12 protein-coding genes and 1 pseudogene are annotated in these 14614 nt (G+C 70.3%); 8 read left to right on the top strand and 5 right to left on the bottom strand.

Features of this window, described 5'->3' with window-relative positions:
- Positions 1 to 50: 50 nt before the first annotated feature.
- Both QJS31_RS03790 and QJS31_RS03785 read right to left on the bottom strand, forming a co-directional pair.
- Positions 51 to 278: a DUF3107 domain-containing protein gene (locus QJS31_RS03790; RefSeq protein WP_282782505.1), complete on the bottom strand. Its 228-nt coding sequence runs from the start codon at positions 276 to 278 to the stop codon at positions 51 to 53.
- 268 nt (positions 279 to 546) lie between these two features.
- Positions 547 to 1449 carry a glycosyltransferase family 2 protein gene (locus QJS31_RS03785; RefSeq protein ID WP_282782493.1) on the bottom strand — a complete coding sequence of 301 codons (903 nt, stop codon included), beginning with the start codon at positions 1447 to 1449 and terminating at the stop codon, positions 547 to 549.
- A 166-nt stretch (positions 1450 to 1615) separates the two neighbouring features.
- Here QJS31_RS03785 and QJS31_RS03780 point away from each other — a divergent pair, with 166 nt between their 5' ends.
- A complete protein-coding gene (locus QJS31_RS03780; protein ID WP_306355930.1) occupies positions 1616 to 2482 on the top strand; it encodes a glycosyltransferase family A protein in 867 nt (288 codons plus the stop codon).
- A 13-nt stretch (positions 2483 to 2495) separates the two neighbouring features.
- Here the strand turns inward: QJS31_RS03780 and QJS31_RS03775 are convergent, their stop codons facing one another.
- Positions 2496 to 3191 (bottom strand): ferritin-like fold-containing protein, encoded by a 696-nt coding sequence (locus QJS31_RS03775; RefSeq protein WP_282782497.1) that lies wholly within the window; start codon positions 3189 to 3191, stop codon positions 2496 to 2498.
- Positions 3192 to 3216: 25 nt separating this feature from the next.
- Complete coding sequence (locus tag QJS31_RS03770) at positions 3217 to 4251, bottom strand: alpha/beta fold hydrolase (RefSeq protein WP_282782499.1); 1035 nt, start codon at positions 4249 to 4251, stop codon at positions 3217 to 3219.
- 430 nt (positions 4252 to 4681) lie between these two features.
- Here QJS31_RS03770 and QJS31_RS03765 point away from each other — a divergent pair.
- The 6 genes and pseudogenes from QJS31_RS03765 to QJS31_RS03740 all read left to right on the top strand — a co-directional run.
- Positions 4682 to 6304: pseudogene (locus tag QJS31_RS03765) on the top strand (DEAD/DEAH box helicase); the annotation flags it as partial.
- Positions 6305 to 8458: 2154 nt separating this feature from the next.
- Complete coding sequence (locus tag QJS31_RS03760) at positions 8459 to 9691, top strand: hypothetical protein (RefSeq protein ID WP_282785107.1); 1233 nt, start codon at positions 8459 to 8461, stop codon at positions 9689 to 9691.
- 60 nt (positions 9692 to 9751) lie between these two features.
- Positions 9752 to 10354, top strand: a complete 603-nt coding sequence (locus QJS31_RS03755; protein ID WP_306355929.1) for an acid phosphatase — start codon at positions 9752 to 9754, stop codon at positions 10352 to 10354.
- Positions 10355 to 10379: 25 nt separating this feature from the next.
- On the top strand, positions 10380 to 10853 hold the full coding sequence (locus tag QJS31_RS03750) for a GNAT family N-acetyltransferase (RefSeq protein WP_282785105.1): 474 nt from the start codon (positions 10380 to 10382) through the stop codon (positions 10851 to 10853).
- A gap of 170 nt (positions 10854 to 11023) precedes the next feature.
- Complete coding sequence (locus QJS31_RS03745) at positions 11024 to 11308, top strand: YciI family protein (RefSeq protein WP_306355928.1); 285 nt, start codon at positions 11024 to 11026, stop codon at positions 11306 to 11308.
- A gap of 140 nt (positions 11309 to 11448) precedes the next feature.
- Positions 11449 to 12981, top strand: a complete 1533-nt coding sequence (locus QJS31_RS03740; RefSeq protein WP_306355927.1) for an RNA polymerase sigma factor — start codon at positions 11449 to 11451, stop codon at positions 12979 to 12981.
- A gap of 146 nt (positions 12982 to 13127) precedes the next feature.
- Here QJS31_RS03740 and QJS31_RS03735 read toward each other — a convergent pair whose 3' ends face one another.
- Positions 13128 to 13559 carry a hypothetical protein gene (locus QJS31_RS03735; RefSeq protein WP_282785102.1) on the bottom strand — a complete coding sequence of 144 codons (432 nt, stop codon included), beginning with the start codon at positions 13557 to 13559 and terminating at the stop codon, positions 13128 to 13130.
- An 83-nt stretch (positions 13560 to 13642) separates the two neighbouring features.
- Here QJS31_RS03735 and QJS31_RS03730 point away from each other — a divergent pair, with 83 nt between their 5' ends.
- The gene (locus tag QJS31_RS03730) at positions 13643 to 14584 is read left to right on the top strand and encodes a diacylglycerol kinase family protein (protein ID WP_282785101.1); all 942 of its coding nucleotides are present in this window, start codon (positions 13643 to 13645) and stop codon (positions 14582 to 14584) included.
- The last annotated feature ends 30 nt before the right edge of the window (positions 14585 to 14614 follow it).

Raw genomic sequence — 14614 nt, 5'->3', positions numbered from 1 at the left:
ACGAGTGCCCCGTTGAGCGATTCAACGGGGCACTCGTCGTTTCAGGGTTCTCACACGGCGGCGAAGCCGACACGGCCGCTGGTGGAGGTGCCGATCTCGACGTAGGCGACCTTCGCGGCCTGGATCAGGTACTTGCGGCCCTTCTCGTCGACCAGCGCGACCACACCGCCCTCGCCCTGCAGCGCACCGGTCACCAGCGCCTCGACCTCTTCGGGGGTCTGCGAGCTGGCGATCACCAGTTCACGCGGGCTATCCGAAATACCGATCTTGACCTCCACGGCCAACCTCCGAACGTAGTGTCCTGTGCTGTCTCCGATCAGGCTAATGCAGGCCGCGACGGGTCGGTCAGGGACCGCCCTGCGCTGTCAGCGAACAGTGCGCGCCCACCTCGGGAGACCGCTCGGCACGGACGACACCGCCCAGCATGGACGACACCGCTCGGCCGCGGCGGAGCCGCCCACCACGGGTTCCACTCGGCCGCGGCGGGTCCGCGCACCACGGGTTCCACTCGGCCGCGGCGGGTCCGCGCACCACGGCCGATCCCGCTCAGCCGGTATAAGTCCGGTAGCGCAGATTCGCGCGCAGCCGACCGACCAGACCGGCGGTGTGCATGATCCACAGCCCGGGCGGGACCAGACGGCGGGTGAACGGGTTCAGCGGATGGCACAGCACCGCCACCACAAGCGAGGTCAGGGCGGCGCGCATCGGAATCCGCGGACAGCCGAGGGGCCGGTGCTTGACGCACACCTCGGCGTAGCCGTATCCGTAGCCGACACACTGTCGCCACGCGGCCCGCCACTCCGTGCGCAGGCGGTAGGCGATCAGCGCGTCCGGCGCGTGCCCGAACGACAGCCCGGCCTGCTGCACCCGCCACGAGATGTCGACGTCGTCGCCACCGGTGATCAGAGCCTCGTCGTACCCGCCGATCTTCTCGAAGGCCGTGCGCCAGTAGGCCGTATTGTTCCCATTCGCGAATGGCAGCCAGTGGGTGGCGAAGCCCTCGGCGGGTGCGGGCACCGGCCGCCAGGTGGCGGACGCGCGGTCGTTGAGCGTATCCGACTCGATCGCCCCGCCCACCGCGTCGTACTCCGCGGCGGCCCGGACCAGTGCTCCGAGCCAATGGGGGTATACACGGTCGTCCTGGTCGATGAACACCAGGAAGTCGCCCGCGGCGACGGCCGCCGCGTTGTTGCGGGCGAACGGCGCACCCGGGGTGGCGGAGCTGTCGATATAGCGCACCGTGAGCCGTTCGTGCACCGGATGATTCGCGATGTGCGCGCGCAGGCCGTCGGTGGACCCGTTATCGCTGATCAGCACCTCGAACGGGCCGGAGTAGTCCTGCTCCGCCAGCCCGTTCAACTGTTCGTCGAGATCGGGCAGTCCGTTGTGAACCGGGATGATGATCGACACCAATTCTGGTGTGCGCGCGGTCGGTGGTGCATCGTTCATGAAATCCGCTCTCAGCGCTTCGGTCGCAGGTATGCACCACCCAACGGCGGTGCGACGCAATAATATTCGTCGAGCGCGAGGCCGGCCGGATTTCCCATTCCTGGGAATGCGGAATGGGGCGAAGACTGCGAGGATCGAGCGCCCAGTAGACACTTGGGATAGCGAAATGGACAGCCCGATGCCCCATCCCACTCCCCGACAGACGCTGTCGGTGGTCATTCCGGCCCTCAACGAGGCCACCTCGATCGCCCGGACGCTCGAACGCCTGCTGCCCCAAGCGGATATCGACGAGATAATCGTCGTCGACAACGGCAGCGACGACGCCACCGCCGAGATCGTGCACCGGATCGCCGAACACCACCCGAAACTCGCACTCGTGCACGAGCCGACCCGAGGTATCGCGGCGGCGCGCAACTGCGGCTTCGACAAGGCCCGCGGCGACGTGATCGCCCGCACCGACGCGGATACGCTGGTGGACCCGGATTGGGCCCGGACGATCCTCGATTTCCTCGCCGAACATTCCGAGACCGCCGCCGTCACCGGGCTGTGCACCTACCACGATTCGCCGATCGGATTCCTGCTGCGGTCGGGGCAGTGGCTGCTGTTGCGGCTCGGCGTGCTGGGTGGACAGGTGGGGAATCTGTACGGGCCGAATATGGCGATCCGACGGGACGCCTGGCACCAGGTCCGCGACGACACGCGCGTGCGCGTCGATGTGGTCGACGATCTGGATCTGGCGCTGTGCCTGGCCAAACGGGGGCTGCGCATCGACCAGCCGACCCGGCTGCGGGCGCGGACCTCCGCGCGCCGCAGACGCACCGGTCCCCTGCGCTGGTGGCGATATCAGCAACTCGGCCTGCGCACCATCTCCGAGCACGGGTTCATCGTGCGCCCGCTGCACCGATTCATGATCGTCACGGCGTGGCTGGGGCACACCGTGCAATGGCCGATCTACCGCTGGTGGGACTTCCGGCGACGGCGGTTCAGCCTGCGGCCCGGGTCGGAGCGGATCTCCCCGGTCGGCTCGCGCTGACCGCCGGTCGCGCTCAGCCCAATCCGAGTACGGTCATGCGCTCGGTGTGACTGTTCTGCATGCGCTCGAAGAGGGTTGCGATGCCGTTCAGGTCGCCGGTGGCGGTGAGCACGAGATCGGTGAGCTCGTCGCGCTGGGCCATGACGTACTGGGCCTGCGTGATGGCCTCGCCGAGCAGGCGACGGCCCCAGAGGGTGAGCCGGTCGCGCTCGGACCGGTTCTGGGCCACCGCGGTGCGGACCTCCTCCACCACGAACTCGGAATGGCTGGTCTCGGCGAGCACATCGCGGACCACCTCGGAGACCTCGGGAGCCAGCGCGTCGGCGATCTCGGTGTAGAAGTCGGCGGCGATGCCGTCACCCACGTAGAACTTGACCATCGACTCCAGCCAGGTGGAGGGGTCGGTGGAGGCGTGATACGCGTCCAGGGCGCGCACGAACGGGGCCATGGCGTCGAAGACGTCCACCCCACGCGCCGCGAGGGCCTGCTCCAGCGTTGTGAAGTGGTCCATCTCCGCGCCCGCCATCTTGGCGACGGCCACCTTGCCGCGCAGGGTCGGCGACAGCTTGGCCTCCTCGGCCAGACGGTAGAACGCGGAGATCTCGCCGTAGGCGAGCACCGCGAAGAGGTCGATCACCCCCGGATCGTCCGCGGCGACCTTTCCCGAAACCTCCGAAACACCCAGCGCGGCAGACGTGTCAGCTCCCATGCTCTACACCCTAGCTTCCGGCGCGTCAGGGCAGGTCGCGGAGGAACTTGTCGAGGTAGGTCCACGTGGTGTCGCGGGCGAGCAGGATGCCGAGGTGACTGCCGGGGGCCGTCTCGTAGCGCACCTCCGGCGAGCCGGTCAGGGTCTCGGTGCCGTGCCGCACGGCGGCGGCCGCGGTGATGGCGTCGTCGGGGCCGCCGACCAACAGCACCGGGACCGTGACATCGGCCAGCTCGATCCGGCGCTCACCCAGTCGCACCACGCCCTTGCCGATGTCGTTCGCCATCATGAAGCGCTTCCACAGCTGGTTGTAGAAGCGCGCCGGGTAGCCGGGCAGGGCGTTCTGGAAACGGTCGATGGTCTCCATGCGCGCCAGGGTGGCGGTGTCGGTGAGATTGCGGGCGATGAACCACGGACGCTTCACCTCGCGCTCCCACGCGGTGACGCGGTAAGCGATGCGGGTCAGCGGGGCGGGCACACCCCCGGCCAGGTGCACCGCGGCCACGGCGGCGCGGTCGCCGGTCACCTTGACGAGCTGGCGCAGCTGCGGCATGCCGACCATGTGGTCGTAGCTCAGCGGTGCGCCGACGGCGGTGGCGGACCGGATCGGCAGGGTCGGGTCCGCGGCGGCCGTCAGCAGTTCCAGCACCCCGCCGATGGACCAGCCCACCAGATCCACCGGTCGACCGCCCCGATCGGCCGAGACCCGGCGGATCGCCTCGGGCAGGATGTCGTCGATCCAGGTCTCGAAGCCCATGTCGCGGTCGGCGTATCCGATATCGCCGTAGTCGACCAGGTAGGGCGCGCGGCCGGAGTCGAGCAGGAAGCGCACCAGGCTCTGGTCCGGGCGCAGATCGAAGCAGAAGGCGGGCGCGGCCAGCGGCGGCACCAGCAGTACGGCCGGGGCGTCGGCGGCGGCGCCGTCGTAGCGGTGCAGCAGGCGGTGCGGCCGATCGTCGAGCACCGTCGACGGAGTGGGCTCGGGGGCTTCGATGCCCGCGCCGAAGGTCAGGGCCCACGCATTGCGCGCGGCGGTGGTCACGGTGTCTGCCAAACTCACCCGCTCAACTTCGCACATGCCGGTACAACGTGTATCACCTATGTGATGAACTCAACTGCCTAACGGCCGTACTCCACACGCTCGAAGATCGAATTATGCTGCGCCGCAGCACCTGCCACCGGGAATACGCGGACCTGGCGCATCGGTTGAAGCCGATAGGAACCATGCGGATACGGCAATAACCCGCGCAATTGCGGTGGCGGAAAAAGAGTGGACGACCGTATCACGCTACAATCTCCCCGGACAACGGAAATTTTCGCCCGACTCCGGTTTGCCCGCAGGCGTGAACCGCACGGGCAGGGGTCGCCGAAGTCCGAGAAAATGTGCGCGCACCGGATCCACGTCATCCCGAGCGCCGCGCCAGGTAGATGCCAGCAATCGGTCACCAACGACCGGCCTTGGGGTATCCCGCAGCGGCCGATGACAGCGAATGGATCAGTGGTCGTCGCGGGCCGCCCGGGCCCGCCCCACACCCTCGTGCGCGCGAGACGCGATATACGAGGAAGGCACGAACCTGAGCAAGATCACCGTAGAGCAGGAACCCGGCGTCGCCGACACCCTGCTGACAGCCGAACTGGACGACACCCACACCGCCCCGACTTTCGCGGAATTGGGCGTGCGCTCCGAAATCGTCCGCGCCCTCGACGAGATGGGCATCCAGCGGACATTCGCCATTCAGGAACTCACCCTGCCGCTGGCGCTGGCCGGTGAGGATCTCATCGGTCAGGCCCGCACCGGTATGGGCAAGACCTTCGGTTTCGGCGTGCCGCTGCTGCATCGCATCGCCACCACCGATTCCGGCACCACTCCCCTGGACGGCACCCCCCGTGCCCTGATCATCGTGCCGACGCGCGAACTGTGCGTCCAGGTCACCCAGGATCTGGAGAACGCCTCCAAGTACCTGCGCAATCAGAAGGGCCCGCTGAAGGTCACCTCGATCTACGGCGGCCGCCCCTACGAATCGCAGATCGCGGCGCTGCGCGACGGCGTCGACGTGGTCGTCGGCACCCCGGGCCGCCTGCAGGACCTCGCCGAACAGCAGCATCTGGTGCTCGGCAAGGTGGGCGTGCTGGTGCTGGACGAAGCCGACGAGATGCTCGACCTGGGCTTCCTGCCCGATATCGAGCGAATTCTGAACATGGTGCCGCAGCAGCGGCAGACCATGCTGTTCTCGGCCACCATGCCGGGGCCGATCATCACCCTGGCCCGCACCTTCCTGAACCGGCCCACCCATATCCGGGCCGAGGAAGCCAACGCCACCACCATCACCGAGCGCATCTCGCAGTTCGTCTACCGTGCGCACGCGCTGGACAAGAGCGAACTGGTCTCGCGCATCCTGCAGGCCGAGTCCCGCGGGGCCACCATGGTCTTCGCCCGCACCAAGCGCACCGCGCAGAAGGTGGCCGACGATCTGGCCGAGCGCGGGTTCGCGGTCGGCGCGGTGCACGGCGACCTGAACCAGGTGCAGCGCGAGAAGGCGTTGAAGAAGTTCCGCGAGGGCAAGATCGACGTGCTGGTCGCCACCGATGTGGCGGCGCGCGGCATCGATATCGACGATGTCACCCACGTGGTGAACTACCAGTGCCCGGAGGATGAGAAGACCTACGTGCACCGGATCGGCCGCACCGGCCGCGCGGGCCGCCACGGCGTCGCCATCACCCTGGTGGACTGGGATGAGCTGAACCGCTGGAGCGCCATCGATTCCGCGCTCCGACTCGGCATTCCCGAACCGGTGGAGACCTATTCGCGCTCCCCGCACCTCTACGCCGAACTCGGCATCCCCGAGGGCGTGACCGGTGTGATCCGCAAGCGCAAGCCCGAACGCGACGAGGACGCCGTGGTGGTGGAGCGCGAGGCGCGCGCCCCGCGCAAGCGCAACCGCCGTCGCACCCGGGGTGGGCAGCCGATGGACGATGCGGCGACCACCGGTTCCGACGCGACCACCGGATCCAGCGCCGACGGCGCGGGCGATGCGGAGGGCGACAAGCCCGGGCGTCGCCGTCGTCGCCGCCGGGGACGCGGCGGGTCCGACGAGGCAGCCGGTTCCGCGCGGACCACCGACGACGCGGCGAACACCGATGCCGCCGAAGCGATTTCGAGCGACAACGGATCGTCCGCGACCGAGTCCGATGAGGCGCGAGCGGACCGTCCCGGCCGCCGTCGCCGCCGTCGCCGCGGCGGTGCCGACCGCACCGACCGGGCCACCGGCACGGATACCGCCGACGCCTCCGCCCCGGTGAGCGCCGAAGGGGCGGCCGATCACCACGCCGACGCGGCCCAGGGTTCCGAGAACGCCGACTCCACGGTGCTCGCGGACGAGCCTCGTACCGCCCCGCACGGGAACACGGGCATCACCGCGCCGAACGCCGCGCTGACGGCTGCCTCCAAGCCCACCGCGGCCGAGGAAGGCGTCGCTCCGAAGCGCTCCCGTACACGGCGCACCAAGAGCACGGCCGCCGAATCGAGCGCGACCAACGGCGCAGCTGTCGCGGACGCCGCGAACACGGCCGCTGACGCCACCGTCCATGACGCCGAGAGTGCCTCGGCCGCAGCGGCTTCCGCGGCCGACGGTCAGAACGGCACGGTCATGCCGAGCGCTGACTCGACGGTCGTCCCGAACGCTGACCCGACGGTCACCCCGAACGCTGACGCAACGGTGACGAGGCCCAAGCGCACCCGTACCCGGCGCACCGCAGTCGATACCACCGGGGCCGGCGCGGACGCGGCTGTCCCGGCGGCCGAGGCGGCGACCGCAGCCGGTGCCGATGCGGCGGCGGCTGACATCGCCGCGGCTTCGCTTGGTCAAGCGGATTCCGCCGCAAAGGAATCGACCGCGACTTCGGCGGAGGGCGACACCGCGGCGGCAGCGCCGAAGCGCACCCGTCGCAAGGCCACGGCCGCAGCGGGCGCACCGACCCGGAACACTGCCGCCACCGCGGAAACGGATACAGCCGCACCCGCCGAGGCGGGCGCGGCGGCTGGAGCCGCTGCCGCGCAGGCCGGCGAGGCCGTGACGGCGGGCGATTCCGATACCGCGGCACCGCAGCGGACCCGTACCCCGCGGACCAAGGCTGCAACCGAAACCGGCACGGCCGCAACCGAACCGAGTTCGAATGGCACCGGCACGGAAGCTGAGCCGGAAGCCGGGGCACGCAAGCGCACCCGCCGCAAGTCCGCGGCCGACGCGAACGCCACGACGGCCCAGGGCTCCTCCGCCACCACGGGCACGAACACCGGCGCGGCCGACGTGAACGCGGCGGCCGTCTCCCCCGCAGGCTCCGCGACACCCGACGCGGGCACGGCGGCCGACGACACGACCGGCACGGTGGCTCCGAAGCGCGCACGGGCTCGTCGGACCAAGGCCGTAGCCGAGGCCGATTCCAGCGCAACCGAATCGGGCCGGAACGTCGAGAACGGATCGGACGCGGCGGGCACCGGTGCTGCGGGCGCAGTGGGCACCGCGACGAAGGGCGCGGCGGATGCTGCGGGCACGGACGCCGCGGAGGCGGCTGCGCCGAAGCGCACCCGCACGCGACGGACCAAGGCCGCGGCCGAAGCCGATTCCAGCGCAACCGAATCGAACCGGAGCGTCGAAGGGGGCTCGGACACGGCGGGTACCGGCGCTGCGGATGCAGCGGGCACGGGTGCAGCGGACGCGGCTGCGCCGAAGCGCACCCGCACGCGACGGACCAAGGCCGCGGCCGAAGCCGCCGCAACCGCATCGAACCGAACTGCCGACGGTGGATCGGACACGGCGGGCACCGGTGCGACGGGCGCTGCGGACGCAGCGGACTCCGCGGCGACAGGTGCTGCGGACGCAGCGGGCACCGATGCCGCGGAGGCGGCTGCGCCGAAGCGCACCCGCACGCGGCGGACCAAGGCGGCAGCCGAGGATGAAGCCGCCGCAACCGCATCGAACGCAACCGCATCGAGCCGGAGCGCCGACGACGCCTCGGACGCGACAACCGACGCGGCACCGAAACGCACCCGCGCTCGCCGCGCCAAGGCGGATACCGCCGCGGCCGATGCGGGTGCCACCGCGGGAGACACCACGTCCAACGGGTCGGCGGCCGGGATCGTGGAGGGGGCCGCGCCCGCGCAGCGGCGGCGTCGGCGGAAGGCGGAGGAGGGTGCGGTCGTGACGGCCGAGGCCGACACCGCTGTCGCCGCGACGGCCTAGTCGGGCGGATCGGATAGTCTCGCAGACGTGCTCGCACCAGAGCGGCGGACGCGCGCCGATATCGTCATCGCCGCCGCGATCGCCGCTCTGGTGGCGATCGCGGCGGTCGTGGTGTGGTGGACCAGCGACGCGCGGAGTACCGAATCGGTCACCGCGGACCGCACTCTCACCTCCCCGCCCACCCCGGATCACCTCCCCTCCGACCTGCGCGAACTCTGGCACGCCCCGGACGGGGCGGCACAGCGCGCGCTGACGGTCGGCGGGGTCGCGGTGACCGCCGACGGCAGCACCGTGACCGGCCGCGATCCGCGCACCGGCGAACAGGTGTGGATGTACCGCCGCGACCTGCCCCTGTGCGGGGTGGAGTCGCAGTTCGGCATGGTCGTGGCCACCTACCGCGACGATCGCGGGTGCAGCCAGACCACCCAGCTCTACGGTGAGACCGGGGCGCGGCAGACCGCCCGCTCCAGCTATATGGACGATCGCGTCGAACTGACGGTGGACGGCACCCATGTGCTGGCGCTCGGCCCGCGCCGGCTGGAGATGTGGCGCTCGGATCTGGTGCGCACCCTCGAGTACGGGTACGTCGACGCCCCGGTCAACCCGAACACGCAGCCCCGCAGCGGATGCCGATTCCTTTCCGCCGCTTCGAGTTCCAAGAATCTGGCGGTGCTGGAACGCTGCCCGGACGAGGACGCCGACCGGCTCACCGTGCAGAACTCGGCCCCCAAGGACGCCACTGTGCCGGATGTGCACAGCTCCCACGTGCTCACCGCGCCCGGCGGCGCGGACGAGAACGCCCGGGTGCTCGCGGTCTCCGACAGCCGGGTCGCGCTCTACCTACCCCGAAGCGGTTCCAGCGAACCACGATTGGCGCTGTACGACATCTCCGGCAACCCGGTCGCCAACTATCCGCTCCCGGCGGATCTCACCGACGGGGCGCGCACGGCCCGGATCGGCTCGACCGTCTACGCGTTCACCGGCAACAGCCTGATCGCCTTGAACTCCACCACGCTCGCACCGAGCTGGATTCTGGAAAGCGTGCTCGGCACCCCGGCGCTCATGTCGGGCCGCCTGCTGGTCCCGGTCGCCGACGGCCTCGCCGCCGTGGCCCCCGACACCGGTGCGACGAGTTCGCTGATTACCGTGCGGCGCAGCGACTATCACGGCGAACCGATCTCGGTGGCGGTGGTGGGGCCGACCGTGCTGGAGCGGCGCGGCGGACAGCTGTACGCCCTCGGCGGCGGGGACGCCCCGTAACGCACCACCGGCACGCCCGCGTCCCCCGCGCCCGAACGGTCGTCAGGCATGATCGGTTTCATGGCCGACAACGAACACCGCCTGGTCCTGCTGCGACACGGCGAGACCGAATGGTCACGGGCCCGCAAGCACACCGGCCGCACCGACCTGCCGCTGACCGCTGCCGGCGAAGCGCAGGCGCGCACGGCCGCCAAGATCCTGGAAGGGCTGGCGCTGCGCGACCCGCTGGTGATCAGCAGTCCCCGGCAGCGGGCCGTGCACACCGCCGAACTGGCCGGATTCCCCGCCGACCGCGTCGACGACGACCTGGCCGAATGGGATTACGGCGACTACGAGGGCATCACCACGCCGCAGATTCGGGAGCACGATCCGGATTGGACCATCTGGACCGGCACCGTTCCCGGTGGTGAGACGGCCCCGCAGGTGAGCGCGCGCGCCGACCGCGTGCTGGACCGGGTGGGGCCGGAGCTGCGCGACCAGGACGTGGTGCTGGTCGGCCACGGCCACTTCTCGCGCGCCCTCATCGCCCGCTGGCTGGACCTCGAGGTGCGGGAGGGCCGCCGGTTCTTCATGTCCACCGCCGGGGTGAGCGTGCTGGGCCACGATCACGACGCGCGTACGCTGCGGGCGCACAATCTGATCGCACATCTGGACGACCTGTAAAAGGGTTTTCTGTGAAAGGACTTGGATGATCCGCCGCGCCACGCCCGACGATATCCCCGCCCTCGTGGAACTGGTGTACGACCTGGCCGAATACGAGAAGGCGCGCGAGGAGTGCCACCTCACCGCCGAGCAACTGCGCACCGCGCTGTTCGGCCCCGCACCCGCGCTGTTCGCCCATGTGGCCGAGGGGCCGGAAGGCGTGGTCGGCTGCGCCATCTGGTTCCTGAACTTCTCCACCTGGCGGGGTGTGCACGGGATCTACCTGGAGGACCTGTACGTCAAGCCGGAGGCGCGCGGGCGCGGGCTGGGCCGGGCACTTCTGGTGGCGCTCGCGCGGGAGGCCGCCGCGCAGGGGTACGGGCGGGTGGACTGGTCGGTATTGACCTGGAATACGCCGTCCATCGAGTTCTACGAATCGCTGGGCGCGGTCGGCCAGAAGGAGTGGATCGGCTACCGGCTCGAGGGCGATGCGCTGACCGGACTGGCCGCCGAATCCTGAGAGATTCGCGATCCTGAGAGATTCGCGCCGACCCGTCGATTTCGCTTGCCCCCGCGCGTCGAAGAGGTGGATGGTCCGAACAGCGGACCGCACGACGCAGGAGGGACACCATGCCGAAGTACGTGGCACTCATCTTCGACGACGCGCGTTGGTAGAATCCGGAACCCAGCATGCTGGAGCCGGTGCTGCAGCAGCACTACGAGTTCGAGAAGCGCAACGGCGAGGCCGTGCTCGGCGGTGAGGCGCTGGCCTGGCACACCACCGCCACCAGTATCCGGCCCGACGGCAGCGGCGGCTTCCTGGTCACCGACGGCCCCTTCGTGGAGACCAAGGAGAACCTGGGCGGCTTCTACCTGCTCGAGGCCGCCGACCTGGACGCCGCCATCGAGATCGCCAAGCAGATCCCCATGCCGCCCGACTGCGGCGTGGAGGTCCGCCCGGTCCTCGACTACTGACCATGGCACCCGTCGACGCCGGGCGACCGGACCCGGGATCGGACGGCGGCGGGCATCGGCCCGGCCACGCGAGTCCACATGACCGGGACGGCACCGCGAATCTCAGCGGCGGAACGCGATCCGGACCAGGGGGTCGCCCGGTGGGCGTCGACACGGCCGTGGCCGCGGCGGTGGCGGATGCGCATCGGCGCGAGTGGGCGTTCGTGCTCGCGGCGACCTTGCGCGTCACCCGGGATCTGGATCTGGCCGAGGAGTGCGTGCAGGACGCGTACGCGCAGGCGCTGACGCGGTGGGCGGTCGACGGGGTACCCGCGAAACCGGGCGGCTGGCTGACCACCACCGCCCGGAACCGGGCGCTCGACCTGCTGCGCCGCCAATCCACGCTGCGGCGACGGCTGCCGCTGCTGGTGTCCGACGAGACCGGTGCGGACCCGGCCGACGCGGCGCTGGCGGTGGCGGAGATCCCCGACGACCGGCTGCGCCTCATCTGCACCTGCTGCCATCCGGCGTTGTCGATCGAGGCGCAGGTGGCGCTGACCCTGCGGCTGGTGTGCGGGCTCACCACCGCCGAGGTGGCGCGGGCCTTCCTGGTCAGCGAGCCGACCATGGCGGCCCGGATCACCCGGGCCAAGAAGAAGATCGCCGCGGCGCGCATCCCGTACCGGGTGCCCGCCCCCGCCGACCTGCCCGAACGCATCGACGCCGTGTTGACGGTCGTGCACCTGCTGTTCACCACAGGCCACACCGCACCGTCCGGGGACGCCCTGATCCGCCCCGACCTCGCCGACCGCGCCACCGACCTGGCCCGCATGCTCCGCCTGCTGCTGCCCGGCAACGCCGAGGTGACGGGCCTGCTCGCCCTCATCCTGCTCACCGACGCCCGCCGCGACACCCGGGTGGACGCATCCGGGGCCATGGTGCCGCTGGCCGACCAGGACCGCACCCGATGGGACCGCACCCGCATCGCCGAGGGCCTGGCCCTGGTCCGCGCGGCACTGTCGGGCTCGCCCCACGGGACCGGTCCCCGTACCCGCGACTCCCCCGATGACGCCCACCCTGAGCCCGGACCACCGCCCGCCCCCTCCGACAGACCACGACCGTTCGACACCACCCACCCCGACCACGCAGAATCCCCCACCGAACCGCACCCCGCACCACCCGACAGGCCACAACCGTCCGACACCACCCACCCCGACCACGCGGATCCCCCCACCGAACCGCACCCCGCACCCTCCGGCGGGGCGGTGGCCGGAGGCGGCAGCTCGCGCCACCGCGCCGGGTCGTATCCGACAGCGCCCGGCCGGTACGCGCTACAGGCCGCCATCGCCGCCGTACACGCCGAATCCCCCAGCCACGCGGCCACCGACTGGCACGACATCCTCGGCCTCTACGACATTCTGATCCAACGCTGGCCCTCCCCCGTGGTGGCGCTCAACCGCGCCGTCGCGCTCGGCATGGCCGAGGGCCCCGCGGCAGGACTCGCCGCCCTCGAACCCCTCACCGCGGAACCGCGATTGGCCGCCTACCCGTACCTGCCCGCGGCCCGCGCCCACTTCCTGGCCCAACTCGGCCGCACCGACGCGGCCCGCCTGGCCTACGAGGAGGCCATCCTGCTCGCCGACAACGCCCCGCAGCGCGGGTATCTCGCGGCCGAGCTGGCACGGCTGCGCTGAGCCCCGACGTCCGCACGGAGCACCGTCCCGCACAGCGGTGTGGAGCTCCCGGCGACGGCGGCTCGGGGTGATAGGCAAACTACTGGACAGGCGACCAAAAGCCGTCCGTGTGGCGATCAGGGGCCATTGCGGCCCATGCCGGAGCGCTACTTCGACAGGTCGTACCCGGCCGCCATCCAGCGCGTGGAGGCCGGGGCGAACAGGGCCACCAGGGCGGCGAGAGTGACCAGGGCCAGGGGAGCGCCGAGTTCGGGGCGGTCGGAGGTGAACATGTAGTAGGCGACGCCGAGCAGCAGTAACTGGGTGAGGACGGCGATGGCGCGGCCCCAGCGTTTGCCGCGCAGCAGGCCGACACCGGCCGCGAACACCGCACCGCCGACGATCGCGGCGTACGCGGCGGTCAGGTAGCTGTTGCCGGAGTTCTGCGCCGAGCCGTTGATGCCCGCCACCACCAGCGCAACCATGGCCACCAGGCCCGATGCGCCCTCCAGGGTCACCAGCGCGCCCGCCACGCGCACCGTCCTCGGCACGACGTCGGTCGCGCTCGCGTTCTCCGCACCGGAGTTCTGCTCAGCCACCCGCCCAGCCTATCGACCGGGATCAGCCCGGCACGAGGCATGCGGGCGGATCGCACATCGGTTCGCTCAGTAGGCTCCTCAGAGTGCGGACGCTGTTGATCGTGAACCCCAATGCCACCTCCACGACCCCCGAGACACGCGATCTGCTCGCCCACGCACTGGAGAGCCGCACCCAGCTGACCGTGGTACACACCGAGCACCGGGGGCATGCGGCGGAGTTGGCGCAGTGGGCCGCCGATATCGAGATGGACCTCATCGTGGTGCACGGCGGCGACGGCACGGTCAACGAGACGGTCAACGGATTCCTGCCGTTGCCGGGAGCCACCAACCAGCGCGAGCGGTTGCCACGTTTGGGGATCATTCCGGGCGGTTCCGCGAATGTCTTCGCCCGCGCCCTGGGGATCGATCCGGATCCGGTGCGCGCCACCAACCAGTTGATCGATCTGCTCAGCGTGGACAAGGACCGTCGCATCGGTCTCGGCGTCGCCGATGACCGCTGGTTCATTTTCAGCGCCGGTGTCGGACTCGACGCCGATGTCTGCGAGGCCATTGATGCCAAGCGCGCCAACGGACATGCCGCGACCCCGAGCCGCTATCTGCGAACCACCGTCAAACAGTTCTTCAAGGCCAAACGACGCGATCCCATGGTGCGCGTGGTGATTCCAGGTCACGAACCGGTCACGGAAGTGCATTACGCATTCGTGACCAATGCGAGCCCGTGGACCTACCTCGACAACACGCCGGTGCGGACCAACCCGGGCACCTCCTTCGAAACCGGTCTCGGGGTGTTTGCCATGCGCACCATGGCCCTGCTGCCCACCCTCCGCATCGCTCGACAGTTGCTGGCCCCCAATGGAAACCCCAAGGGGGACAAATTGTTTCGCGTGGACGACAGCCCGTCGGTGCGCGTCGAAGCGAGCGAGCCGATCGGTTTGCAAATCGACGGTGACTTCATCGGCCGACGCAACATGGTGAATTTCACAGCCGTACCCGATGTACTGGAAGTCGTCGCGCCGCAGCCGTAGTCGACCCGACACACCTGAGAAACATCGCCG

This window comes from Nocardia sp. CC213A, assembly GCF_030766805.1.
In the GTDB taxonomy this organism is placed as follows: Bacteria; Actinomycetota; Actinomycetes; order Mycobacteriales; family Mycobacteriaceae; genus Nocardia; species Nocardia otitidiscaviarum.
This window is presented reverse-complemented; position numbering and strand designations above follow the sequence as displayed.